The organism is Xanthomonas sp. WHRI 10204 (assembly GCF_040202875.1).
Classification (GTDB): domain Bacteria; phylum Pseudomonadota; class Gammaproteobacteria; order Xanthomonadales; family Xanthomonadaceae; genus Xanthomonas.
Window position 1 is genome coordinate 994234 of the sequence record NZ_JBEGDW010000002.1, and the last position, 24847, is coordinate 1019080.

Consider the following 24847-nt stretch of genomic DNA (forward strand, 5'->3'; position numbering starts at 1 on the left):
GGCGCACTCAGACGCGACCGAACGCTGGATCACTCCGACTGGGCTTGCCGGTTTCCAGATGGCCGGCCAGACGCCGCCGGAACGCGCCACCCGGTTGCTCGACGACCACGTCGTACCAGTGGTCGCTTGCGGAGAGCGGCAACTGCAGGATCTGGCGCTGACCTGCAGAAAGTTGCAGCGCGCGCGGGGCCGGATCTGCGTAGTCCAGCGCACGCAGTTGCAGCGTGCAAGGCTGTTGCCCGGCGTTACCGATCTCCAGGATCAGCGTGCCGCCGTCCTGGCGCGCTTCGAGCCATGGTGCTGCCGCTGGTTGCGGCGTGGTCGCCAGATCGCCGGCAAATTCACGCAGAAATCCATTCGGCCCGTGCACGCGCAGCGCATATGCGCCGTCGTGCGCGGCGCCCATCGGCACGTCATCGAGCCGGGTACCAGGTAATACCGTGTAGTACCACGGCCCGCCAGTGGACGCGCTGGTGTAGACGTTGAATGCCGCCGCAGCCGTCCCGGTGTTGACGAACTGCAACTGCAGCGCGCCATCGCCCTGCACGCGTGCGTTCACCTGTACGGCATATGGCAACGCGCGCGCCGGACGTTGGCCGGGCTCTTGTCGTGGCATGACGGCGTTGGTCGGCGGCACCGGCAATGGCTTGTTGCGTAGCGCCGCCGTGCGTGCGCGGTAGTCGCCGATGGACGGCAATGCGCTCAGCGCCGAATCGTCCGGCTTGCGGAAATCGAACACGCTGGTGAGATCGCCACTGACCGCGCGACGCCACGGGCTGATATTCGGCTCGGCCACACCGAAGCGACGTTCCAGCAACCGCAGTACCGAAGTGTGATCGAACACCTGCGAATTGACCCAACCGCCACGCGTCCATGGCGAAATCACCAGCATCGGTACGCGGATGCCCAGGCCCACCGGCACGCCGTTGTAAGCCTCGCCGCGTACGTCGACATTGCTGCGGCCCATGCGCGCGTCCAGCGCTGGCAATGGCGCCGGCACATGATCGAAAAAACCGTCGTTCTCGTCGTAATTGATGATCAAGGCTGTTTTCGCCCAGACCTGCGGATTGGAGGTCAGCGCATCGATCAACCGCGCCACCAGCGATTCGCCGTAAGCCGGCGGCGCTTCGGGATGTTCGCAATATGCAGTCGGCGGAATGATCCACGACACCTGCGGCAAGCGATTGCCCTGCACGTCGGCGGCGATCGCGGCAATCAGGTGGTCGGCCTGCGTGCTGGCTGCATTGTCTGCGGTGGATCCAGGCACACAGGCACGCGCGCGGCGATAACGTTCGTCGGCTGTGTCCAGTCCTCGGTAGTGCGCAAAATACGCCAACGAGTTGCAGCCGAAGTTGTCGTATTCCTGATACACGCGCCAATCGATGCCGGCCGCCTGCAAGCGCTGCGCATAGGTGGTCCAACCCATCGCCGCATAGCCTGGTTTGTCGCGCGCCATGTCGGCGGTCCAGTTGCCGTCATCGGCGTTGTCGGCCACCTGCGCGCGGGTATCGCCCACACTCAGCCCGCTGGTGCCGGTGAACAGATACATGCGATTGGGATTGGTCGGCCCGTGCATCGAGCAGAAGTAGCCGTCGCAGATGGTGAACGCGTCGGCGAGTGCGTGGTAGTACGGAATGTCGTGACGTTGGAAGTAGCCCATCGTCAACTCGCCCTTGTAGGGCACCCACGCGTCGTATTCGGCCCAGCGCGCCGGGTCCTGCCCGTGGCCGGCTTTCCACGAATGATCCAGGCTTTTGATCAGCGGCGCGCTCGTGGTTTGCGCATCGAAGGCAAACGGCAGCAGTCGGCGCCCATCGGCCGCCGGCTGACTCCACACCGGCTGACCATCGCGCAACTGCAGCGCATGCGGATCGCCGAACCCGCGCACACCGCGCAGCGTGCCGAAGTAATGATCGAACGAGCGATTCTCCTGCATCAGGATCACCACGTGTTCGATATCGCGCAGCGTGCCGGTCCGTGCATTGGCTGGCAGTGCCAGCGCGCGACCGATCGACGACGGCAATGCCCCGGTGGCAGTGAGCGCAGCAACGCGCTTGAGGAAATCGCGGCGCGAAGAAGATGACGTCATGACGAAAAAACCCTGCAAAAGTCGGTGACGTGCAGCGCGCACGGCGACCGCACACGACACGTATAGCGGGCCTAAGCGACAGTTTTGCGACAGCCACCGTCATCAATGTTTCATGAGCCATTGACACCCTGCGTCGCGAAACGCCGGTCTTGCACCGTGCGTTCGCCCTCAGCCGTGCTCGAACAGGACTCCCCCCATGACTCCCGCCCGTCGTCTCCATGTCACGCCACTGGCATTCGCCCTCGCCGCGCTGCTTCCCGTCATTGCGCACGCCACCGATCCGGTCGCTGCCAGCGTGGCGGACGCACCGGTCACGTCCGCCGATGCGGCCGGCAACGCGACTCAGCTGGATGCGATCAACGTGGTCTCGCAAGGCAGCACGCGGCAGGTGCAGCGCATCAGCCGGCAGGATATCGAGCAGCTGACGCCAGGCAGCAGCGCCTTCAAGGCGGTTGAAAAACTGCCCGGCGTGCAGTTCCAGTCCGCCGATCCGTTCGGCACCTACGAGTGGTCCACCCAGGTCACCCTGCATGGCTTCGACCAGAGCCGCCTGGGCTACACGCTCGACGGCATTCCGCTGGGCAACATGAGCTACGGCGTCACCAACGGCCTGCACATCACCCGCGCCATCATTTCCGAAAACCTCGGCTCGGTAGAGATCGCACAAGGCGCCGGCGCACTCGGCACCGCGTCCAACACCAACCTCGGCGGCACCATGCAGTTCTACTCCGCCGATCCGCAGACCACGCCCGGCGCGCGGCTGGTGCAGACGGTGGGCAGCGATGCCACGCGACGCACCTTCGTGCGCGCCGATACCGGCGATCGCGATGGCTTGTCGGCGTATCTGTCCTACGCCAATGCCACCACCGACAAGTGGAAAGGCTTCGGCGATCAGCAATCCGAACAGGCCAACCTCAAGACCGTGTACCAATGGGGCGACGGCAATCGTCTGAGCCTGTTCCTGGATACCTCGCGGCGCAAGGAATACGACTACATGGATCTGTCGTTGACCAGCCAGCGCGCACTGGGCTGGGACTACGACTACCTGCAACCGGATTGGGCCACCGCCGTGCAGATGGCGCGCGCCTACCAGAGCACCGGCGCCACCAGCGGCGTGGCCAACGGTTACCCGCAATCGCTGGCTGGGTTGCCCAGCGACTACAGCTGGCTCGATGCCAGTTACTACGCCGGCGGCGGCCTGCGCCGCGACAATCTTGCCGGCCTGTCGGGCACGTTCGTGTTCGGCGGTGTCACGTTGGATGCCACCGGCTACTACCACGCCAATCGCGGTGAAGGGCAATGGGTCACGCCGTATGTCGTCACCTCGGCGCAGATTCCGGTGTCGATGCGCACCACCGACTATGGCCTGGACCGTTTCGGCGGTACCAGCGCACTGAAGTGGTCGTGGGGCACTCACGATCTGGAAGCCGGCGTGTGGGCCGAAAATGCGCGCACCACGCAGGGCCGCAACTACTTCGCGCTCGGCAACGAGGGCTACACCTCGCTGTACAACGTGTACGAAGCGCAGACCCCGTTCCGCCGCGATTTTCTGCAGCGCTACACCACCCAGACCCGCATGCTCTACGTGCAGGACACCGTGCGTTTGCTCGATGATCGCCTGACGCTCAACTACGGCGCAAAGGCGCTCAACACCACCACGCGCGCGCAGTCGCTGGTGCCCACCACATCACTGGCGCAAGGCCGCATTCGTGCCGAAGACAGCTTTCTGCCGCAAGTCGGCGTGAACTACAAACTCGACGAACGGCAGGACATCTACGCGTCCTACAGCAAAAACATCGCCGCCTTCGGGTTCACCCCGTTCGCCACCTCGCAGGCCGCGTTCGATCGCAGCCGCTCCACGCTGGAGCCGGAAGAATCGCAAACCGTGCAGATGGGCTACCGCATGCAGGACGAGCAGTTCCAGCTCTCGGCCGATGCCTACTTCACCAAATTCTCCAACCGTCTGCTGACCACCTCGCCGTGCAGCGCGGTGCAGACCTGTGCCTCGATCCTGAGCAATGTCGGCGCAGTGCATAGCGCCGGTGCGGATCTGGCGGTGATGTGGCGCCCGACCGACGGCCTGAGCTGGTTGAACTCGCTGTCGTGGAATCGCTCGCGCTATCAGGACGATTACCTCAACAACGGTGTGGTCGCGACCTCGGGCAAGAACGTGGTTGGCATCCCGGCGCTGATGTTCTCTTCCAGCGCCAGCTATCAGCTGGGCAACCTGCGCCTGGATCTGGACGGCAAGTACGTCGACAAGCGCTACATCACCTTTCTCAACGATTCGCAGGTGCCCTCCTACTGGCTGTTCAACGCTGGGGCGCGCTACGACTTCGGTCGCGTCGGCGGCGTGGCGGATATCGCCCTGGCGCTCAATATCACCAACCTCACCGACAAGCGCTACTTCGCCAGCACCGGCACCAACGGCTACGTCGCTTCCGATCCGGACGGCTACAACCAGACCATGGTGGTCGGCGCCCCACGCCAGTACTTCATGAGTCTGGACGTGAAGTTCTGAGCAGCCCTGCAATCGCCGTTCTCCCGCTGGGGAAGAGGTTGGGGTGATGAGACGGGCGCCAAGCGAGGGCGCATGGCGACGCGGTTGTGTGGCTGACTGCCTCGGTGCCTGAGGCACCCCTCATCCGGCGCTGCGCGCCACCTTCTCCCGCACGCGGGAGAAGGGATGCGGACGATCGCCTGGCGTCTTGCATCGGTCCGCCGCTGCGTAGCCCGACCCAATCCTTCTCGTCCTCTTGCCTTCTCGCCCTCTTGCCTTCTGGCCTCCTGGCCTCCCGGACTCCTGGCCCTCTCGCCTTCTGGCCCTCTCGCCTCCTGGCCTCCTGGCCTCCTGGCCTCCTGGACCTCTGGCCTTCTGGCCTTGTCGACTTGTCGACGTATTCGGCTTCTCGACGTGCACTGCTTCTCTGGCATCCCTGCCCTTCCCCCGCCAGCGGGGGAAGGTGCCCGCAGGGCGGATGGGGGCAGCAGTCGTCAGCCAACCCACGCATGCGGCCCCCCAACCGATCCTGCGCCGCCTTCGCCACCACTCAGCCGAACGGCAGCCATCACTGCAGACCGGTTCTTGCACCGCCACATGGCAGCCACCTCGCCCCGCATATAATTGGCCACTTACTTTTACTCAGCAGGCCCCGCCAGATGGCGCAGACGATGAAGGCGCTGGTCAAGCGCGAAGCGAACAAAGGCATCTGGATGGAGCAGGTTCCCGTGCCCACGCCCGGCCCCAACGAGGTGCTGATCAAGCTGGAAAAGACCGCCATTTGCGGCACCGATCTGCATATCTACCTGTGGGACGAATGGAGCCAGCGCACCATCACGCCTGGCCTGACCATCGGCCATGAGTTTGTCGGCCGTGTGGCCGAGCTCGGTTCGGCGGTCACCGGTTACCAGGTCGGCCAGCGCGTCTCGGCCGAAGGCCACATCGTCTGCGGTCATTGCCGCAACTGCCGTGGTGGCCGCCCGCACCTGTGCCCCAACACGGTGGGCATCGGCGTCAACGTCAACGGTGCATTCGCCGAATACATGGTGATGCCGGCGTCCAACCTGTGGCCGATCCCGGACCAGATCCCCTCCGAGCTGGCCGCGTTCTTCGACCCGTACGGCAACGCCGCGCATTGCGCGCTGGAGTTCGATGTCATCGGCGAAGACGTGCTGATCACCGGCGCCGGCCCGATCGGCATCATTGCCGCCGGCATCTGCAAGCACATCGGTGCGCGCAACGTGGTGGTCACCGACGTCAATGATTTCCGCCTGAAGCTGGCCGCCGACATGGGCGCCACGCGCGTGGTCAACGTGTCCAACACCTCGTTGAAGGAGGTGATGAAGGACCTGCACATGGAAGGCTTCGACGTGGGCCTGGAAATGAGCGGCAACCCGCGCGCGTTCAACGACATGCTCGATTGCATGTACCACGGCGGCAAGATCGCCATGCTCGGCATCATGCCGCGCGGCGCCGGCTGCGACTGGGACAAGATCATCTTCAAGGGCCTCACCGTGCAGGGCATCTACGGCCGCAAGATGTACGAGACCTGGTACAAGATGACCCAGCTGGTGCTGTCGGGATTCCCGCTGCAAAAAGTGCTAACGCATCAACTGCCGATCGACGACTTCCAGAAAGGCTTCGACCTGATGGAAGAAGGCAAGGCCGGCAAGGTCGTATTGAGCTGGAATTGACCGAGCGGCAGTGAGCAACGCAAAAGGCGCCGCAAGGCGCCTTTTGCATGTCGCATGTTCGGTGTCCGACAGTTGCATCACGCGTGGCAGTCATCGCCCGCCACGCATGCACCAGCCACGCGTCTAACGCATCGCACTCACGGCCAGGTGACGGTGGCGGTCGCCACAAGATGGTTCTGCGAATTTTGCCGCCCGAAGCCGAATTCGGCCGCTTCGCTGGTGTCGTAATAGCCCACGGTCAGACCTAGCGGGCCGAAGGTCTTGCCCACGTTCACGCCGAAGTCGTTGTAGTCGTGGTCCACCTGGCTCAGCGCCGAGGTGTAAATGCTGTGCCCGGCGTGCGCGCCAACGGTGAAGTCATGCGGCAACGCCCAGTTGGCGTCCAGTGCGTAGTAATACCCATCGGTGTCGGTGCCGTACAGATCGTTGGTGTAGGCAACGGTCAGGCTGTAGGTCTTGAGGAACGTGGTTTTGGTGATCAGCTCGGCGTAATTGGAAGCGCCCGCGCCCAGGTACTGGTAGCGGTTCACCATCACGTCGAGGTTGAAATTGGTGCTCAGATCGGTGTTGTAGCCGACAAAGCCGTCCACTTCCCAATCCGGATCGCCAGCGCCGAAATCGACATTGGAGGCCCAGGTGCCGACGTAGAACCCGTACGGCAATTTGTAAGTCAGCCCGGCCTGAAACGCGGGTTCTTCGTTGGTCTGCGAGATACCGCGGAACAGGTAATCGCTGGTCACCGCAAAGGTGCCGCTGAGCGGCGACGCGGGCGCCTCTTCGTCCTGTGCCTGTGCAAGCGGCACCACACCCAACAGCAGCAACGACGACAGACAACAAGCGAGCGGGGAAGGCTTCATGGGCATCTCCTGAAACGATGGGCGGTCGGTTGGCGAGCGAAGACTGCAATGACTTCTTAGTCCAACTGTCATTGCAGCGCAACATAAAAGTCGCGCTCGCTCGATCCAGCGCACATCTCTGGTCGCCGATGCGCTGGTCAGATGCCTGTTTCATCGACCGATCAGGCCGAATCTTGATGGCAGGGAGTGGGGAGTGGAGATTCGCAACAGCCACAGCAGGACGCATGCGCTGCGAATCTTCCCTGCCGACTGCCTAGCCAGACGCAGGGCGTCGCCCACCTGCCTGCATCAGGCTGGAAACACGCCGTAGTGCCGTGCGGACAGTCGCAGCTGCTGGCCGGGCTCGAAGCTTCCTGCCGAGGCCGGTAGTTCCACTTCCACCTCATTGCCTGCCGGCTGCAGCGTGGCACGCAGGCGCAGGCGCGCCCCACTACGCTGCGACCAAGCCACCGTGGCCGGCCAGCCGGCGTCGTCGGGCACCAGATCTTCCGGACGCACGTACACCTCGACCGGACCGGCGGCCAGTGCGGCGTTGGCAGCCGGCAACGCGTGGCCTGCCACCTGGATCTGCCCTTGCGCCAGCACACCGGGAATGCGGTTCACCGCACCCACGAACGAATACACGAACGGCGAAGCCGGCTTGTCGTAGATCATCGCCGGGGTGTCGAGTTGCTCGATGCGGCCACGGTTGAGGATGGCGACGCGGTCGGCCAGTTCCAGCGCTTCTTCCTGATCATGAGTCACGAACACCGTGGTCAGACCGGTCTGCTCGTGCAGCGCGCGCAGCCAGCGCCGCAGATCGCGGCGCACCTGCGCATCCAGCGCGCCGAACGGCTCGTCCAGCAGCAGCACGCGCGGCTCGATCGCCAGCGCACGCGCCAGTGCCACACGCTGGCGTTGCCCACCCGAGAGCTGGGTGGGATAGCGTTGCTCCAGGCCCTGCAATTGCACCAGCGCCAGCAGTTCTTCCACCCGCGCACGGATACGCGCTTCGGCCCAGCGCTCGTTGCCGCGGCGCACCCGCAGCCCGAAGGCGATGTTCTCGAACACGTCCATATGCTTGAACAATGCGTAGTGCTGAAACACGAAGCCGACCCGGCGCGACTGCACGCTCATGCGCGTGGCGTCTTCATCGCCGAACAGCACCTGCCCGCCATCGGCGTGCTCCAGCCCGGCCATGATCCGCAGCAGCGTGGTCTTGCCCGAGCCGGAGGGGCCGAGCAAGGCCAGCAACTCGCCCTGACGCACGTCCAGGGTGATGTCGTCCAAGGCGGTGAAGGTCTCGAACTGCTTGCGCAGGCGGTGGATGCGGATACCCATGGTCACCTCAATGGCGGTGGTTGGCGGCCAGCGAATCGCCGTGCCGCCATTCCAGATACGTCTTCAGCGCCAGCGTCAGCAGCGCGGTCAAGGCCAGCAGCGACGCGCACGCAAATGCGGCGCTGTAGGCGTATTCGTTGTAAAGAATTTCCACATGCAGCGGCAGCGTATTGGTGCGTCCGCGAATATGCCCGGACACCACCGACACCGCACCGAACTCACCCATCGCACGCGCCGCGCACAGCAACACGCCATACAACAGGCCCCAGCGGATATTGGGCAAGGTCACGCGCCAGAACATCTGCCAGCCGTTCGCACCCAGACTCAGCGCGGCCAATTCTTCGTCGCTGCCCTGTTGCTCCATCAGCGGCATCAACTCGCGCGCAATAAATGGGAAGGTGACGAAGGTCGTCGCCAGCACGATGCCCGGCAGCGCGAACACGATCCGCGGCAGCTGGATCACCAGCTCGCCCAAGGCCGGCAACTGCACCCGCCAACCTTCGTCGATCAATGGCCAGGCCCAACCGCTGCGGCCGAAGATCAGCACGAAGATCAAGCCCGCCACCACCGGCGAAACCGAGAACGGCAGGTCGATCAGGCTGACCAGCAGGCGTTTGCCCCAGAACTGATGTTTGCTGATGGCCCACGCGGCGGCAACGCCGAAGATCAGATTCAACGGCAACACGATCGCCGTCACCAGCAGCGTCAGCTTGATCGCCGACAACGCATCCGGGTCGACTACCGCGCGCAGAAACACGTCCCAACCGCCGCGCAGCGCTTCGGCAAATACCAGCACCAGCGGCAGCAGCAGGAACGCCAGCAGAAAGACCAGCGCCCCCAGAATCATCAACCACTGCACCCAGCGCGGCTCATTGGTGGCCGAGTCGGTGATGCGGCGCGCCTGCTCGGTCATCGTGCGGGTCTGCAACATGGAAGGCAGCGACGAAGCAGCATTGCTCATGCGGGCCTCTGTTGATAGCGCAGCAGGCGTGCCTGCAGCGTGTTGACCAGCAGCAGGATCACGAACGACAGCAACAGCATTGCCGCTGCGATTGCGGTGGCACCGGCATAGTCGAATTCTTCCAGCCGGATGGTGATCAGCAGCGGCGCGATCTCGGTGGAATTGGGCAGATTGCCGGCGATGAAGATCACCGAGCCGTACTCGCCCACACCGCGCGCGAAGGCCAATGCAAACCCGGTCAGCACTGCCGGCCACAGCCCCGGCAGCACTACTCGCCACACGGTCTGCCAGCGCGACGCGCCCAGCGTGGCAGCGGCGGCTTCCAGCTCACGCTCGCTCTCGGCCAGCACCGGCTGCACCACCCGCACCACAAACGGCAATCCCACGAACACCAGCGCCAGCACGATGCCCAGCTGGGTGTAGGCCACCTTGATGCCGATCGCCTCCAACCAACGCCCGACCCAGCCGTTTTCACCATACAAGGCGGTCAGCGCAATGCCGGCCACCGCAGTTGGCAACGCAAACGGTAGATCGATCACCGCATCGAACAAGCGCTTGCCCGGAAAGCTGTAACGCACGAACACCCACGCCACCCAGGTGCCCATCACCGCATTGAATGCGCCCGCCACGAAGGCGGTGCCAAAGCTCACCCGCAGCGCCGACAGCACGCGCGGCTCGCTCCACACCTTCCACAAGCCTTCCCAGCCCAGGCCGCTGGTCTTGATGAAGATCCCCAGCAGCGGGATCAGCACGATCAATCCGAGCCAGGTCAGGGTGATGCCCAGACTCAGGCCCAGCCCCGGCATCACGCGTCGGCGCGATGGCGACGCTGGGCGTGCAACCGACGTCTGCATGCCTACTTCTTGGCCTGGATCTGGTCGAACAGGCCACCATCGGCAAAGTGTTCCTGCTGCGCCTTATCCCAGGAGCCGAACGCCTGCTGGATGGTGACCAGCTTGATGTCCGGAAAACGGGCCAGGTCCGCCGGGTCGGCGAATTCGGGGTGGCGCGGGCGATAGAAATGCTTGGCGGCCAGCTTCTGGCCTTCCGGCGCGTACAGATAACGCAGATAGGCCTCGGCCACATCGCGCGTACCGTGCTTGTCCACGTTCTTGTCGACCAGCGCCACCGACGGCTCGGCCAGGATCGACAACTTCGGCACCACGATCTCGAACTTGTCCTTGCCCAACTCTTCGCGCGCCAGCAACGCCTCGTTCTCCCAGGCCAGCAGCACATCGCCGATGCCGCGCTGCACGAAGGTCGTGGTGGCGCCGCGCGCGCCGGTATCCAGCACCGGCACGTTGCGGAACAGCGCCTGCATGTAGCGCAGGATGCGTTCGCGGTCGCCCTTGAAGATGTGATCGGCGTAGGCCCAGGCGGCCAGATAGTTCCAGCGCGCGCCACCGGAGGTCTTGGGGTTGGGGGTCACCACCGCCACGCCCGAGCGCAGCAGATCCGGCCAATCGTGGATGTTCTTCGGGTTGCCCTTGCGCACCAGGAACACGATCGTGGAGGTATACGGCGCACTGTTGTCGGGCAGTCGCTTCTCCCAATCGGCATCGATCAGCTTGGCCTTCTGCGCGATGGCATCCACGTCGTAGGCCAGCGCCAGCGTGACCACATCTGCCTCGATCCCGTCGATCACCGCGCGTGCCTGCTTGCCGGAGCCACCATGCGAGGTCTCCACGGTGACCGTGTCCTGCGGGTGCTGCTGCTTCCACTGCGCCGCAAACACCGTGTTGTAGTCGCGGTAAAACTCGCGCGTAGGGTCGTAGCTCACATTGAGCAGCCCGATGTCGCGCGCCCCCGCCGGGCCGGCCAGGGCCAGCAGGGTGCAAAGAAGGGAAGCAAGACGGATACGGGGGTGTGTCACAACGATCTCCTGGCCGGTGGGCGCAGCTGAACAGCAAGCATGCCATGCTGCGCAGCGGCACGCGGGCGGTGAAATGACATCAGTGCCGCCGCTTATGCCGATTTTGCATGACGTAGTGGTATGCCATTGTGATCGTTAACATTGCGCTTCTTTCTTTGCCACAGCGACCGCCATGACCCGTCCGCCTGCCGCGCTCACCGCCCACTACGCCGCCGAACTGGAGACGATCCAGTCCCAGGGCCTGTTCAAGTCCGAGCGCATCATCACCGGCCCGCAGTCGGCGCGGATCACGCTGGCCGACGGCCGCAGCGTGCTCAACTTCTGCGCCAACAACTACCTGGGCCTGGCCGACCACCCGGACATCATCCAGGCCGCCAAGGACGCACTGGACACGCACGGCTTCGGCATGGCCTCGGTGCGTTTCATCTGCGGCACCCAGGATCTGCATAAGCAGCTCGAGCGCACCATTGCCGATTTCTTCGGCACCGAAGACACCATTCTGTATGCGGCCTGTTTCGATGCCAATGGCGGCCTGTTCGAGCCGCTGCTCGGCGAGCACGATGCCATCATTTCCGACGCACTCAACCATGCCTCCATCATCGACGGCGTGCGCCTGTGCAAGGCCAAGCGCTTCCGCTACGCCAACTGCGACATGGCCGATCTGGAAGCGCAGCTGCAGGCCGCCGATGCGGCCGGCTGCAAGACCAAACTGATCACCAGCGATGGCGTGTTCTCGATGGACGGCTTCATCGCGCCGCTGGACGAAATCACTGCGCTGGCGCGCAAGTACAACGCGCTGGTGCATATCGACGAATGCCACGCCACCGGCTTTCTGGGCGCCACCGGGCGCGGCTCGGCCGAGGTCAAGGGCGTGCTGGACCAGATCGACATCTTCACCGGCACCCTGGGCAAGGCGATGGGCGGCGCGCTGGGTGGTTTCACCACCGCAAAGCGCGAGGTGATCGAACTGCTGCGCCAGCGCTCGCGCCCCTACCTGTTCTCCAACTCGTTGCCGCCGCACGTGGTGGCCGCCGGCATCAAGGCGTTCGACATGCTGGAAGCGGCCGGCGACCTGCGCACGCAACTGGTCGAAAACACCCGCTATTTCCGCGAGCGCATGACCGCCGCCGGCTTCGACCTCAAGCCCGGCGTGCATCCGATCAGCCCGGTGATGCTCTATGACGCACCGTTGGCGCAAAAGTTTGCCGAGCGCCTGCTGGAAGAAGGCATCTACGCCATCGGCTTCTTCTTTCCGGTGGTGCCCAAGGGGCAGGCGCGTATCCGCACCCAGATCAGTGCCGCGCATACCCGCGAGCATCTGGATCTGGCCATCGACGCCTTCATCAAGATCGGCCGCGAACTCGACGTCATCGGGGTCTGAGCATGCGCACGGTGCTGCGCCAACGGCTCCTGCTCGCGGCGCACACCGATGTCCAGGCGCAGCTGCTCGCAGGCAGTTGGGAAACCCGCTGCCTGCATTGCCGTCGCCGCCTGCAGATTCGTATCGATGGCGAACCGCTGGGCCACACCACGCTCGAACACGTGGTCCCGCAGGCCTGGTTCGGACGCCGCGCGGCGGCGGCGCTGTGCGCGCTGGTTGGCGACGACCCCAACGACGCGCGCAATCTGGCGCTGGCCTGTGCAGGCTGCAATCACGCCAAAGGACGGCGCCACGATGCCAATGGCGCCGGCGATGCACGCGCCGTCGAGGTCGTCAGCGCGCTGCTCAGCGCGCGTCTGGCACGCTGGCGGGAACCGACGTCAGCGCCTGGACTTCCTCCGCGCTGAGCATCCGCCAGGCGCCTTTGCCCAACTCGCCCATCGGCAGCGGCCCGATCGCCACGCGCACCAGCCGCAGCACACCGATGTCCACGGCCGCCAGCAGCCGACGAATCTGCCGGTTACGGCCTTCGTCCAGCACGATTTCCAGCCAGGCATTGCGCTCACCCTCGCGCAGCAAGCGCACCTGCTTGGCGCGCAGCAGCGCGCCATCACCGTCGGGGTCGGGATCGATCACTCCGGCCTGCAACTGCGCCAGCTGCTCGGCGCCGGGGCGGCAGTCGATCTGCACGTGATAGGTCTTGTCGGGCCCGGTCGCCGGGTCGGTCACCGCCGCCGCCCATTGCGGGTCGTTGCTGAAAAGCAGCAGACCTTCGCTGGCCTTGTCCAGCCGCCCCACCGGCGCAATCCACGGCAGGCCGGCGCCGTCGAAACAGCGATACACCGTGTCCCTGCCCTGCTCGTCGCGCACCGTGGTGACCACGCCGCGCGGCTTGTTGAGCATCAGATAGACCCGCGCAGGCCCGGCCAACGGCTGGCCATCGACCGTAATCGCCTCATGCTGGTCGGCACGGATCGGACATTCAGGGTCGCGGATCACCCGCGCGTCCACGCTGACCCGCCCATCGGCGATCCAGCGTGCCGCTTCGGTGCGCGAACACACCCCCAGCTTGGACAACACCCGAGCCAGCCCATGGCGTGGCGCGGCGGTCACCGGTCCTGCAGCCAATGGACGCGAGACGCGCGTCGGCGCTGCCGAACCACGGTTGCGATGCCGGGACGTTGCCGGCGGAGGCCGCCGGGTCATGCCGTCCCGACCGTGCGGCTTACTTGTTTTCGATCGGCTTGGCGTCGGCTGCGGGCGCAGCCGGAGCCGGTGCCGCAACCGGACGCGCCTTGACCACACGCACGCCGCGCGCCTTCATCCAGGCATCGAACTCTTCGGCGGTCATGCGCTTGCCGTTCTGGCTCATGTCGAAGCGCCACGGCGTGTTGTCGAACGCGGTGGTGGCCTTGTAGGCCGCCGGATCGTTCGGATTGACGGTGCCGCCCGGCGGAATGACCTTGGCCAGATCCTGGCAACCTTCCACGCGCAGGCGCAGCAGCACGCGGTCCACCGACTGATCGCTGCTGTACGGCTGTGCCAGCACGCCGGTGGGCATGCCCAGCTGCACGCTGCGGGTGTAGAACTCGGCGGCTGCCGGTGCGATGACGGTGGCGGGCAACGGCAGCGGCTGGGACACCGTGCTGCCGGCGCAGTTCGGAGCGGCGTAGGCGGCGGGAATCAAGGCGAGACAGAGCAATCCTGCCGAAGCGGTACGCAGCATCGTTGGTTCTTCCAATAAAAGTGTGGTGTCGACGCGGCGAGTGTAGGCAGCGATGAACGCTGTTTCAACCGGAACCGTGCCTGGATGGCAACACAGACAGCATTGCGGCCTGTGTGCGAAGGAATTTGGGGATGTTCGGAGCGCACATAGACAAAACCCGGCACAAGGCCGGGTTTTGTATGGAACAAGCTAGCGGTCCGATTAGTTCTGGACGTTCAGCTCGGTACGACGGTTCTTCGCACGGCCTTCCGGATTGTCGGAACCATCCGGGTTGGCGTTCGGAGCAATCGGACGGCTCTCGCCGTAGCCGATCGGGCCGACCAGACGCGACGCATCAACGCCGTTCTTGGTCAGGTAGTCGTACACGGTGGTCGCACGACGCTCGGACAGCTTCTGGTTGTACGCGTCGGTACCCTTCGAGTCGGTGTGACCGGCAACCTCGACCTTCAGGTCGGGGTAACGCTTCAGGATCTCGGTCGCTTCGCTCAGGATCGACATTGCGTCAGGACGCAGGGTCGACTTGTTGAAGTCGAAGTTCACGCCCTTCAGGTCGATCGACACAGGCACCGGGCAACCGTCCGGACCGATGGTCTGGCCAGGCTGCGAAGCCGGGCACTTGTCGTCGCAGTTGTTGACGCCGTCACCGTCGTCATCCAGGTCTGCGCAGCTCGGAGCAACCGGAGCCGGAGCCGGCGGCGGAGCGGTCGACGGAGCCGGTCCCAACGGGATCACGACGCCGACCGAAGCCAGCACGTCGCCGAACCAGTCTTCCTGCGGAGCAGCAACGCTCTGGTCGTTGAAGTCGGCGCGGTAGGCCAGTTCAGCACGCACGGCGACGCGCTTGTCGAAGGTGGTCTGCAGACCGACACCAGCCTTGGCGGCAAAGTTGCCGTCTTTCTGCTGGCCCGGCGAAACCGGGTTCGGGGTTGCGTCGAACTCTTCTTCCGAACGCTGATAGCCCAGACCGAACAGCAGGTAGGGGTTCCAGCCGCGGCCTTCCTGGATGAAGTGGCGACGCAGGTCGAACGAGATGCCGTACTGGCTCCAGTTCTGATCCTGGTTGGCATCGAAGTTCGGGTTCTGATAGTTCAGTTCACCGTCGATCGACCAGTTCGGGCTGACAAACTTGCCCAAGCCCAGGGTGACGAACGGAGCATCATTGGTCAGACGATCGCTGTCCTGGAAGTTGAAGCCAGCGCTACCGGTCAGGTACCAACGGTCATCGAACTCCTGCGCGGACGCAGCCTGGGCAACTGCCAGACCGCCGAGCAACGCGGCAGTGAGAATTTTCTTGTTCATTTATACAGCTCCTTCTTTGGGAGATAAACCGATAGAGGCGTTGTTCTTGGTAAAGATGCTCGTCACATCCAGAGCCATCGGGGCGCAGATTAAGCCGGCCTCAGTGAAGATCGCGTTAACGGTCATATAACATGTGAAAGCAATCACCAGGGTTGCAAACCCCAGCCAATACTACGTATACAGTTTCATGAAGGAAAGGACCGGGCACTCACTTTTACCGGCCACTCCATCTGAACGGCAGCCGACTCAAGCGTGTTGAATACGATTACAAGCCTGCTGGTTTTCAATGGCCACGACCATGCCAAAAACCACATTGGTGAACGCAAGGCCCCGTGCGAGCTGAATTGTGGGGCCGGTAGTTGCAGCGGACTCGCTTCACAACGCACCCTGAACTTCCCATCAGGAGAGCCCCGATGAAAGCCGTCGCCCTCACCCGCTATCTGCCGATCGACGATCCGGCATCGCTGCTTGACATCGACGTCCCCGTCCCTGCGGCGCCGTCGGGGTATGACTTATTGGTACGTGTCGAAGCGATCTCCGTGAATCCGGTCGATACCAAGCTGCGGGCGCCGAAGCCGCAGCCCCTGACCGAGCCGAAAATCCTGGGATACGACGCGGCTGGCGTGATCGAAGCAGTGGGCCCGGAGGTCACCGCGTTTGCCGTGGGCGATGAGGTGTACTACGCCGGCGATATCGGCCGGCCGGGAAGCAACGCGCAGTATCAGCTGGTGGATGCGCGCATTGCCGGGTGCAAGCCCACCTCGCTGAGTTTTGCGCAGGCGGCCGCACTGCCGTTGACCACACTGACTGCGTGGGAGCTTCTGTTCCAACGCATGCCGTTCGCGTTCGATGGCGCACGCAATCGCGGCCGGCATCTGTTGATCATCGGCGGAGCCGGCGGCGTGGGGTCGGTCGCGATCCAGCTGGCGCGGCATGCCGGCTTCACGGTGATTGCCACTGCCTCGCGCCCGGAGAGCATCGAATGGGTGCGGCAGATGGGCGCGCAGCAGGTGATCGACCACCACCAGCCACTGCAGCCGCAGTTGCAGGCGTTAGGTCTGACGCACGTGGATGCAGCGCTGAATCTGGCCGACACCGACCGCTACTGGCAGCAGCTGGGCGAGATCCTGGCGCCGCAGGGGCATGTCGGTCTGATCGTCGAGCCACGCGGCCCGCTGATGATTGGCGACCCCTACAAATCCAAGTGCATCGGCATCCATTGGGAGCTGATGTTTGCGCGGTCGCGCTACGCCACCGACGACATGGTGGAGCAGCATCGCATCCTCAACCGTACTGCGAGCCTGATCGATGCTGGTGAGCTGCGCACGACGCACACCGAGACGCTGTCGCCGATCAATGCAGACAACCTGCGCGAAGCGCATCGGCGGCTGGAGGGCGGCAGCACGATCGGCAAATTGGTGCTGGCCGGGTGGTAGCCGCGGCGGCTGACGCCGCCTGTTTGCACGGCACTGAAATACAGCCCGAGGGCGCCCGCGCCCGCCTTCGGGTTGCACGAACGCTGTGATCGAGCGCCACCGCCGCATGGGCAGACGCTCCGCAAGGCAGGTCTTGGCCTAGCGGACGGTGTGACGTCGGCCAACCTGCAACTGCGTCGCGGCCGGCAGCGCGGAATTCGGCACCCAGGGCTTGCCGCCAAGCCCGTTTGCCTGCATCGTGCGCACTCCGTACGCCAGCGTATCCATATCATGTCGCCCGCCACCGGCCCTTCCGCCCCCTCCTTCCCGCACCTGTTCACGCCACTCGATCTGGGTTTCACCCAATTGCGCAATCGCGTCCTGATGGGCTCGATGCACACCGGGCTGGAAGATCGTGCGCGCGATTTCCCCAGGCTGGCCGCCTATTTCGCCGAACGCGCCGCAGGCGGAGTGGGCCTGATTGTCACCGGAGGCTTCTCGCCGAACGTAGTGGGTTGGCTCAAGCCATTCGGCGGCAAGCTGTCGTGGCCCTGGGAAGTGCGCCCGCACCGCCAGGTCACCCGCGCGGTGCACGAACACGGCGCCAAGATCTGCATGCAGTTGCTGCACGCCGGGCGCTATGCGTATCACCCGTTGTCGGTGGCGCCATCCAAGCTGCAGGCGCCGATCAACCCGTTCACCCCGCGCGCGCTGTCGGCAGCGGCGGTGGACCGGCAGATCGCCGCGTATGCGCGCGCCGCGCGGCTGGCGCGCGAGGCCGGCTACGACGGTGTCGAGGTGATGGGCTCGGAAGGCTATCTGATCAACGAGTTCACCGCCGCGCGAACCAACAAGCGCACCGATGCCTGGGGCGGCGACGCAGCCAAGCGCATGCGGTTTGCGGTGGAGATCGTGCGTCGCATCCGTGAAGCCTGCGGGCCGGACTTCATCATCATCTACCGGTTGTCGCTGGTGGACCTGGTCGAAGACGGCAACCAGTGGCAGGAGATCGTGGCGCAGGCGCAGGCAATCGAAGCCGCCGGCGCGACCATCATCAACTCCGGCATCGGTTGGCATGAAGCGCGCGTACCGACCATCGCCACCTCGGTGCCACGCGCCGCATTCGCCGGCGTTACCGCCAAGCTCAAACCGCACCTGCGCATTCCGGTGGTGGCGAGTAACCGCATCAACATGCCGGAAGTGGCAGAACGCATTCTGTCCGACGGCGCAGCGGACATGGTGTCGCTGGCGCGCCCGCTGCTGGCCGACCCGGAGTGGACCAACAAGGCCCGCGCCGGGCAGTCGCATGCCATCAATACGTGTATCGCTTGCAATCAGGCCTGCCTGGATCACGTGTTCGAAAACAAACTGGCTACCTGCCTGGTCAACCCGCGCGCAGTGCACGAAACCGAGCTGATCTATACGCCCACCACGACACCCAAGCGCATTGCCGTGGTCGGCGCCGGACCGGCGGGGCTGGCGTGCGCGACGGTGGCGGCCGAGCGCGGGCATCGCGTCACCTTGTTCGATGCGAGCAGCGAGATTGGCGGGCAGTTCAATGTCGCCAGGCGTATCCCCGGCAAGGAAGAATTCAACGAAACGCTGCGCTATTTCCGTCACCGCATCGAAGCGACTGGCGTCCAGCTGCGTCTGGACACGCACGTGCAGGCAGCAGACCTCAAGGACTTCGACGAGGTTGTCCTGGCGACCGGCATCGAGCCGCGCAAGGTCGACTTCCCCGGCGCCGATCACCCGATGGTGGTGAACTACCTGGATGTGGTGCTGGGTCGGCATGTGGCCGCCACCAAGGTGGCGATCATCGGCGCGGGTGGCATCGGTTTCGATGTCGGCGAATTTCTGGTGCACGCCGGGGAGTCGCCAGCGCTGGATCCGCAGCGCTGGATGGCCGAATGGGGCGTGGACCCGACCTTCGAAGCGCGCGGTGCGCTGGCCAAGCCGCAACCCGAGCCTCCTACCCGTCAGGTCTGGCTGCTGCAGCGCAGCTCCGGCCGCCCCGGTGCCCGCCTGGGCAAGACCACCGGCTGGATCCACCGCGCAACGCTCAAGGCCAAGGGCGTCAAGATGCTCGGTGGCGTGGAGTATCTGGGCGTGGACGATGCCGGCCTGCGCATTCGCGTGGACGGCACCGAGCAATTGCTCGATGTCGGCACGGTGGTGATCTGTGCCGGTCAGGAACCGCGACGCGAGCTGCTGGTCGCCCTGCAGGCCAATGGTCAGCGACCGCACCTGATCGGCGGCGCGGACGTGGCCGCCGAACTGGACGCCAAGCGTGCGATCAACCAGGCCAGCCGACTCGCTGCGGTGTTGTAATGCGTGAGCCGATGACCCACCAGACAAGGCAGGGATAAGGTTGTGGTGCACCGTCCCGGAACATAGCAATCGAGCGGCAGGCCGCTTTCTCCACGGGAAAGCGGCTTTAACGTTGCAGCGGAATGGCTGCCACCCTCGCCTGCAATAACGCCCTCATCGCCTTCTCGCTGCCGTGGCATGCAGCGTTCTTCTTATTGTCTTGGATCGGGGCTATAAGCGGCGGATGCGGACGTCACCGACAACGCGCTTGCTCCCGCCCCTGTCAACGGACACGTTGCTGGCGTACACGGCTGCACACTTCGGCAAAAGCCTGCTCTGGTACACCGGCGAGTTGTTGCTGATCTTCGCCTTGACCGAATACGTGGAACTGAGTGCAACCGCTGCCGGCTTGTCGGTTGCAGCCGGGCTGCTCGTCAGTGCAGGCATGGGGGTGTTCGCTGCACACCGCTGGCGTGCGGGTGTCAGCCTCGCATGGGCGGGGCGCGTGCAATGGCGAGGCATGTCGCTGGCGGCAGTGACGATGTCGTTGTTGTTTCTGGTACCGGTGTTGCCACCACCTGCACGCCTGCCTTGCGTGCTGTTACTCAGCCTGCCGTTTCGTGCGGCCTACGCCATGGGTGATGTCGCGCAGAACACGTTGCTTGGACTGTGCCGTTGGCCATGGCGTGGAGCGCAAGGCGTGAGCGCGCTGCGATTGATCGGCAGCGGCTTGGCCGCATTATTGATGAGTGCAGCGATCGGACTGCTGTTGCACACAGGGCATCATGCTGGGGCCGCGACTGCAATGACGGTTGTGGGCACGGTGAGCACCATCGCAATGACCTCGTCCTGGTGGCTGCGCCAGACGCTGCACACGCACACGCAGCACGTTAGTAGCCCACCTGCCGATCGATCGATCGCATCCTCGCGTAGCCATCCACTATTACCGATAGTGGTGATTGCGCTGCTGTCGCTGGCCTTGCCGACGTTTACCAAACTGGCGCCGTATCTGGCGCAGACGCTGGTCATCTCGCAGCGTTGGGGGAGTGCGCTCCTGATCAGCTACGCCATTGGCTCGGTGGTCGTACAACCGCTGGCCGCGCGCCTGCCTACCAGCGCGCGCCAGCGACTGGGATACAGCGGTATCGCGTTGGTCGGCTGCGGGCTGCTGTTTGCATTGCAGACAACGCGCAGCGTCTGGCCGGATGCGGCGCTGGCGCTTGGCGTGGGCATGGCGGCGGGCAGCGTAGGGCACTGGGTGTGGGCGCGTCATGCCGAACTCTCCATGCACTACGACCCGGCGCACCAAGCTCGCCGCTTTGCCATGCTGACCGCCGTCGCACAGGTCGCGCTTGCGCTAGGCAGTGCTGTGGTCGGGCTGCTGCTCCATCTGTACAACGACCACGATGCACCTCAAGAGTCCCTGGCGTGGTCGATGGCACTCGGGCCCATCGCCTGCGGCTTGGCCTGCCTGCTGCTGGCCTGGAGCACCCGCGCCTTCTCGCTTGCACGGCGATTGCCTGCAGAAACAACACCGACGCCGCTATAAACTTGACCGCGCATACCTAGTTGCACGTTACGCATTTCCTCAACGATTACCCCGCGAAAACGTGTCGCTGGTGCGTACCAAACACGCACGCGTCACTTTCGTTTTGGCCGACGTGGCCGAAGCACGATGCAGATCCAGTCGCTGCGTTAACCAACACCACGTTCGCAATCAAGACACGCAATCGTCCGAATCATTGCGCCACCTCGAACATGCGCATCTGAGCGATGCGCGTGATCGTAGATGGGGCCGTGGACATCGATCACTGATGACGCAGGACCGCGACGACCACGCCATACGATGTGGCGATCTCGGATATCCACCCAACCAGCCAGACCCCGCGCAGATCTCGCTACAGTTGAGTAAATGGTGATTGCGACGAGAGTGTCGTGGAGATCGTTGCGGCACCGATGCAGCAGCGCAGTTTTGTAATCGTCTACGACACTTCATGCGTACATGGGCAGACAACTGCTCGCTCAACAATGCCGCAGGATGTGCGGCGCCGACGCGTACAACACGTGCGACTGCTTGTGTGCGTCACTTCAACGACACCCGAATTTAATGACTTTTTTTCGGTCCCAGATAACGCGTGCAGCCAGCGTGAAAGCAGAACTCATCAACGATCCAGCTGCGCCATCTGCATAATGTCAAAACACGACCAACGCACATGATCCCCTGTCGCCGCGCGAATGCGACGCGCATCGCATGGTGCGATGCGTGAGGCATCACTGACGCAACCTAGACGCAGCCGAGGCAAGCCCGCGTCAACCCCGCCCATTCAGCCAAGATTGTGTGATTGGCGCCTACCTTGCGCCAACTTTTTGACCCACCTCATTTGGTGGGCACCTTCGGTAGATCTCTCTTTCACCGAAGACCGGGCGGCCCGTGACAGGTCGCCTCCCCATGACGCCAAGCCTTTCGTACTGGTGCATCCACTTTGGATGCTCTACGAACCGGCCCATACGGAGCAAGGAGTTGTATGAAGATGATTTGGATATTCTGGCTGGCGCAGTTGATGCCGCAGCCAGCTGCAGATTCGCTGTGTTTGAGCACGACCGTTTATCTGGAAGCGCGCGACCAGACCTTGCGCGGCCAGCAGGCTGTTGCGGAAGTTGCGTTGCGTCGACTGGACAGCGGTTTGTGGGGCGACTCGATGTGCGAGGTAGTCACTGCACGCAAGCAGTTCGCACCGACAATCGTCGCGCCGGGCACGCAGTTGAAGAACGACGATGCCTGGAACAAGGCATTGGGCGTTGCACTCGCCGCAGAACGTAACTGGGCGTTGCCTGTGGGTCAGCGCGAGGAGATCGTGCCTGGCGCCAGCCACTTTGCCGCAAGCGCGATTGCTAGCCCGAGTTGGCGGAATGCGTACCAGGTTGCCACCATCGGCGATCACACGTTCTACCGTGTGCAGAAGTTAAGGCCGCGCACTGCGTCGTAAAGACGTAGTGGACCGATAGCGCGTTGCAACGTGTCCATACCGTTGCGATACCGCATTCGGCTAGTAACGCGGCGTTGTCGCACCAGCCGATCAGTGCGCTGTTCTACGCACGGTGTCTCGCGATGCACGCAAGCGCCACTTGTGCGCTGCCGGCAAATCGCTACTCGTATGACGCCGATGACGCGCAGCATTTGTGGCGCGACCGCGACAACAAGCACCCAACATCGGCGCCGGCCATGTGATCGGCTGCGTCGCGTAGCGAATGCTGTTCGCCCATGACAACGGCCGCGCCGCACGTGCGCGATTGCAGCACTGATGCGATCGCCATCGACGCGGCAACAGCGTCAGTGCACGCGGCCATGTCGTCTCGAACGAAAACGCTTTTCCACGTTACGCAGTGCGCTACACGTCGCGCTGCAGGTCGCAGTGCGCCGAGCGTTACAGCGCATTGCCGTTGATCTCATGGCAGCACAGCTGGCCGCCCAACCCGGCTAAGCTTGCATCCCCTAGTCCTCCCTGGATGCACATGAAGCTCTACACCAAGCCCGGCGCCTGTTCACTTGCAGACCACATTGTGCTGCGTTGGTCCGGGCTGCCGTTCGACCTGGTCGTGGTCGATGCAGCCACCATGAAGTCGCCCGAGTATCTGCAGCTCAATCCCGCAGGCGCCGTGCCGTTGCTGGTAGTCGATGATTGGGCGTTGACCCAGAACGCGGCCATCCTGAATTACGTCGCCGATGTTGCGCCGCTCACCAGCCTGGGCGGTGACGGCAGTGCGCGTAGCCGCGCCGAAATCAATCGCTGGATCGCCTTTTCGAATGCCGATGTGCATCCGACCTTCAAGCCGATCTTCGGCAGCACCGCGTATCTGCAGGACGAGGCATTGATCGCGCGCAGTCACGACGATGCACGCAGCAAGTTGCGCGCGCTCTACACGCGCGTCGATGCGCATCTGCAGGGCCGCGAGTGGTTGGCCGGCGACAGCCATACCGGCGCCGATGCCTATCTGTTCGTGACCTTGCGCTGGGCCAATAAGGCAGGCGTGGACCTCAGCGGCCTGACCGCACTGGATGCGTTCTTCAAGCGCATGCAGGCCGATGCGGATGTACAGGCCGCGCTGAACGCCGAAGGCCTGTCGTAATCGGCACTGCGGTGTAACGGGTGACGTGATGCCACGTCACACGATAAGGCAGCGCATCGCAGCGCGTGCAGATCATCGCGCTGTGTCGCCCGCAGACCATCGCAGCAGATCGAACTCCGCATGCACGTTCATCGCCTGCATGCAGACAAAAAAACGCCGGGCAGTGCCCGGCGTTCTTGTAGCAACTACAGCTGCGAACCTCAGCCCAGCAGGTGCGACACGCCGCTGCGCTCTTCTTCCAGCTCGGCCAGGGTCTTGTCGATGTACTTCTGGCTGAAGTCGTCGATCGGCAGATCCTTGACCAGGGTGTACTGGCCGTTTTCGGTGATCACCGGGAAGCCGAAGATCACGCCTTCCGGAATCCCGTAGGAGCCGTCGGACGGCACGCCCATGGTGACCCACTTGCCGTTGCTGCCCAGCACCCAATCACGCACGTGATCGATGGCGGCATTGGCAGCCGATGCGGCCGAGGACAGGCCGCGCGCTTCGATGATCGCCGCGCCGCGCTTGCCCACGGTCGGGATGAAGGTAGACGCGTTCCATTCCTGGTCGTTGATCGCATCGCCGATGGACGCGCCATCGGAGGTTGCGAAACGGTAGTCCGGGTACATGGTCGGGCTGTGGTTGCCCCACACCACCAGCTTTTCGATGCCGCCGACCGGCTTGCCAAGCTTGAGCGAGAGCTGGCTCAGGGCGCGGTTGTGGTCCAGACGCAGCATGGCGGTGAAGTTCTTCGGGTTCAGATCCGGCGCCGACTTCATCGCGATGTAGGCATTGGTGTTGGCCGGGTTACCGACCACCAGCACCTTGACGTCACGCTTGGCCACCTTGTTCAACGCCGCGCCCTGCGCGGTGAAGATCTTGGCGTTCTCCAGCAGCAGGTCCTTGCGCTCCATGCCCGGGCCGCGCGGACGCGCACCGACCAGCAGGGCGACGTCGATGTCCTTGAACGCCACTTCGGCGTCGTCGGTGCCGACCATGCCGGCCAGCAGCGGGAACGCGCAGTCTTCCAGCTCCATCATCACGCCCTTGAGCGCGGCCTGGGCCTTCTCGTTGGACAGTTCCAGCAATTGCAGGATCACCGGCTGATCCTTGCCCAGCATTTCGCCCGAAGCGATACGGAACAGCAGGGCGTAGCCGATCTGGCCGGCAGCGCCGGTCACAGCAACACGAACAGGTGCTTTCATGGGGTGTTTCCTCTGCTAAAAAGCGTTGGTGGGGGTCACGCGCTGGCGTGGCGCAAGGCCTGGCGGCGCGCTTTGACAAGCAAACGGCCGCACATGGCGGCCGTTCG

Annotated in this window: 18 protein-coding genes and 1 pseudogene; 9 read left to right on the forward strand and 10 right to left on the reverse strand. The window is 64.1% G+C overall.

Annotation, left to right across the window (positions count from 1 at the left end; translation table 11 throughout):
• Positions 1–7: 7 nt before the first annotated feature.
• Positions 8–2089, reverse strand: a complete 2082-nt coding sequence (locus tag ABQZ00_RS15125) for a phosphocholine-specific phospholipase C (RefSeq protein ID WP_323538854.1) — start codon at positions 2087–2089, stop codon at positions 8–10.
• A 196-nt stretch (positions 2090–2285) separates the two neighbouring features.
• Between ABQZ00_RS15125 and ABQZ00_RS15130 the strand changes: the two genes are divergently transcribed.
• Together ABQZ00_RS15130 and tdh are read left to right on the forward strand one after the other, a co-directional pair.
• On the forward strand, positions 2286–4610 hold the full coding sequence (locus tag ABQZ00_RS15130) for a TonB-dependent receptor (protein WP_323538853.1): 2325 nt from the start codon (positions 2286–2288) through the stop codon (positions 4608–4610).
• Positions 4611–5248: 638 nt separating this feature from the next.
• Positions 5249–6283: an L-threonine 3-dehydrogenase gene (tdh, locus tag ABQZ00_RS15135; protein WP_193552432.1), complete on the forward strand. Its 1035-nt coding sequence runs from the start codon at positions 5249–5251 to the stop codon at positions 6281–6283.
• Positions 6284–6420: 137 nt separating this feature from the next.
• Here tdh and ABQZ00_RS15140 read toward each other — a convergent pair whose 3' ends face one another.
• The 5 genes and pseudogenes from ABQZ00_RS15140 to ABQZ00_RS15160 all read right to left on the reverse strand — a co-directional run bounded on the left by ABQZ00_RS15140 (position 6421) and on the right by ABQZ00_RS15160 (position 11374).
• On the reverse strand, positions 6421–7140 hold the full coding sequence (locus ABQZ00_RS15140) for a TorF family putative porin (protein ID WP_115512395.1): 720 nt from the start codon (positions 7138–7140) through the stop codon (positions 6421–6423).
• 288 nt (positions 7141–7428) lie between these two features.
• Positions 7429–8460, reverse strand: a complete 1032-nt coding sequence (locus tag ABQZ00_RS15145; protein ID WP_055846341.1) for a sulfate/molybdate ABC transporter ATP-binding protein — start codon at positions 8458–8460, stop codon at positions 7429–7431.
• A gap of 7 nt (positions 8461–8467) precedes the next feature.
• Positions 8468–9421, reverse strand: coding sequence for a sulfate ABC transporter permease subunit CysW (cysW, locus tag ABQZ00_RS15150; RefSeq protein ID WP_055846044.1), 954 nt, complete (start codon positions 9419–9421; stop codon positions 8468–8470).
• Positions 9418–10275 carry a sulfate ABC transporter permease subunit CysT gene (gene cysT, locus ABQZ00_RS15155; RefSeq protein ID WP_055846046.1) on the reverse strand — a complete coding sequence of 286 codons (858 nt, stop codon included), beginning with the start codon at positions 10273–10275 and terminating at the stop codon, positions 9418–9420. Before cysT ends, cysW begins: the two co-directional genes overlap by 4 nt.
• A 2-nt stretch (positions 10276–10277) precedes the next feature.
• Positions 10278–11374: pseudogene (locus tag ABQZ00_RS15160) on the reverse strand (sulfate ABC transporter substrate-binding protein).
• Between the two features lie 92 nt (positions 11375–11466).
• Between ABQZ00_RS15160 and kbl the strand changes: the two are divergent.
• Both kbl and ABQZ00_RS15170 read left to right on the forward strand, forming a co-directional pair.
• On the forward strand, positions 11467–12675 hold the full coding sequence (gene kbl / locus ABQZ00_RS15165) for a glycine C-acetyltransferase (protein ID WP_323538852.1): 1209 nt from the start codon (positions 11467–11469) through the stop codon (positions 12673–12675).
• 2 nt (positions 12676–12677) lie between these two features.
• Entirely contained in the window at positions 12678–13082 is a 405-nt protein-coding gene (locus tag ABQZ00_RS15170) for an HNH endonuclease (protein ID WP_323538851.1), read from the forward strand.
• Here ABQZ00_RS15170 and ABQZ00_RS15175 read toward each other — a convergent pair.
• From ABQZ00_RS15175 to ABQZ00_RS15185, 3 genes are all read right to left on the reverse strand, one after another.
• Positions 13021–13881, reverse strand: coding sequence for a pseudouridine synthase (locus ABQZ00_RS15175; protein WP_323538850.1), 861 nt, complete (start codon positions 13879–13881; stop codon positions 13021–13023). The genes ABQZ00_RS15170 and ABQZ00_RS15175 overlap by 62 nt on opposite strands.
• A gap of 19 nt (positions 13882–13900) precedes the next feature.
• Positions 13901–14401 (reverse strand): hypothetical protein, encoded by a 501-nt coding sequence (locus ABQZ00_RS15180; RefSeq protein ID WP_055846060.1) that lies wholly within the window; start codon positions 14399–14401, stop codon positions 13901–13903.
• 201 nt (positions 14402–14602) lie between these two features.
• Positions 14603–15700 carry an OmpA family protein gene (locus ABQZ00_RS15185; RefSeq protein WP_055846063.1) on the reverse strand — a complete coding sequence of 366 codons (1098 nt, stop codon included), beginning with the start codon at positions 15698–15700 and terminating at the stop codon, positions 14603–14605.
• 413 nt (positions 15701–16113) lie between these two features.
• Here ABQZ00_RS15185 and ABQZ00_RS15190 point away from each other — a divergent pair, with 413 nt between their 5' ends.
• The 5 genes from ABQZ00_RS15190 (at position 16114) to ABQZ00_RS15210 (ending at position 23553) form a co-directional block, all read left to right on the forward strand.
• A complete protein-coding gene (locus ABQZ00_RS15190; RefSeq protein ID WP_323538849.1) occupies positions 16114–17136 on the forward strand; it encodes a zinc-binding alcohol dehydrogenase family protein in 1023 nt (340 codons plus the stop codon).
• Between the two features lie 270 nt (positions 17137–17406).
• Positions 17407–19446 carry an oxidoreductase gene (locus tag ABQZ00_RS15195; protein WP_323538848.1) on the forward strand — a complete coding sequence of 680 codons (2040 nt, stop codon included), beginning with the start codon at positions 17407–17409 and terminating at the stop codon, positions 19444–19446.
• Between the two features lie 223 nt (positions 19447–19669).
• Entirely contained in the window at positions 19670–20974 is a 1305-nt protein-coding gene (locus ABQZ00_RS15200; protein WP_503064285.1) for an MFS transporter, read from the forward strand.
• A gap of 976 nt (positions 20975–21950) precedes the next feature.
• On the forward strand, positions 21951–22412 hold the full coding sequence (locus tag ABQZ00_RS15205; protein WP_323538846.1) for a cell wall hydrolase: 462 nt from the start codon (positions 21951–21953) through the stop codon (positions 22410–22412).
• Between the two features lie 526 nt (positions 22413–22938).
• Positions 22939–23553, forward strand: coding sequence for a glutathione S-transferase family protein (locus tag ABQZ00_RS15210; protein ID WP_311239729.1), 615 nt, complete (start codon positions 22939–22941; stop codon positions 23551–23553).
• A 200-nt stretch (positions 23554–23753) separates the two neighbouring features.
• Here the strand turns inward: ABQZ00_RS15210 and ABQZ00_RS15215 are convergent, their stop codons facing one another.
• Positions 23754–24740, reverse strand: coding sequence for a malate dehydrogenase (locus ABQZ00_RS15215; protein ID WP_115512404.1), 987 nt, complete (start codon positions 24738–24740; stop codon positions 23754–23756).
• Positions 24741–24847 lie beyond the last annotated feature (107 nt).

Coding starts and splice junctions, on each gene's coding strand:
- ABQZ00_RS15215 (WP_115512404.1), bottom strand. CDS start 24,740: ATGAAAGCACCTGTTCGTGTTGCTGTGACCGGCGCTGCCGGCCAGATC.
- ABQZ00_RS15145 (WP_055846341.1), bottom strand. CDS start 8,460: ATGGGTATCCGCATCCACCGCCTGCGCAAGCAGTTCGAGACCTTCACC.
- ABQZ00_RS15180 (WP_055846060.1), bottom strand. CDS start 14,401: ATGCTGCGTACCGCTTCGGCAGGATTGCTCTGTCTCGCCTTGATTCCC.
- ABQZ00_RS15125 (WP_323538854.1), bottom strand. CDS start 2,089: ATGACGTCATCTTCTTCGCGCCGCGATTTCCTCAAGCGCGTTGCTGCG.
- cysW (WP_055846044.1), bottom strand. CDS start 9,421: ATGAGCAATGCTGCTTCGTCGCTGCCTTCCATGTTGCAGACCCGCACG.
- ABQZ00_RS15130 (WP_323538853.1), top strand. CDS start 2,286: ATGACTCCCGCCCGTCGTCTCCATGTCACGCCACTGGCATTCGCCCTC.
- ABQZ00_RS15195 (WP_323538848.1), top strand. CDS start 17,407: ATGTCGCCCGCCACCGGCCCTTCCGCCCCCTCCTTCCCGCACCTGTTC.
- ABQZ00_RS15170 (WP_323538851.1), top strand. CDS start 12,678: ATGCGCACGGTGCTGCGCCAACGGCTCCTGCTCGCGGCGCACACCGAT.
- ABQZ00_RS15205 (WP_323538846.1), top strand. CDS start 21,951: ATGAAGATGATTTGGATATTCTGGCTGGCGCAGTTGATGCCGCAGCCA.
- tdh (WP_193552432.1), top strand. CDS start 5,249: ATGGCGCAGACGATGAAGGCGCTGGTCAAGCGCGAAGCGAACAAAGGC.
- cysT (WP_055846046.1), bottom strand. CDS start 10,275: ATGCAGACGTCGGTTGCACGCCCAGCGTCGCCATCGCGCCGACGCGTG.
- ABQZ00_RS15175 (WP_323538850.1), bottom strand. CDS start 13,881: ATGACCCGGCGGCCTCCGCCGGCAACGTCCCGGCATCGCAACCGTGGT.
- ABQZ00_RS15185 (WP_055846063.1), bottom strand. CDS start 15,700: ATGAACAAGAAAATTCTCACTGCCGCGTTGCTCGGCGGTCTGGCAGTT.
- ABQZ00_RS15140 (WP_115512395.1), bottom strand. CDS start 7,140: ATGAAGCCTTCCCCGCTCGCTTGTTGTCTGTCGTCGTTGCTGCTGTTG.
- kbl (WP_323538852.1), top strand. CDS start 11,467: ATGACCCGTCCGCCTGCCGCGCTCACCGCCCACTACGCCGCCGAACTG.
- ABQZ00_RS15200 (WP_503064285.1), top strand. CDS start 19,670: ATGCGGACGTCACCGACAACGCGCTTGCTCCCGCCCCTGTCAACGGAC.
- ABQZ00_RS15210 (WP_311239729.1), top strand. CDS start 22,939: ATGAAGCTCTACACCAAGCCCGGCGCCTGTTCACTTGCAGACCACATT.
- ABQZ00_RS15190 (WP_323538849.1), top strand. CDS start 16,114: ATGAAAGCCGTCGCCCTCACCCGCTATCTGCCGATCGACGATCCGGCA.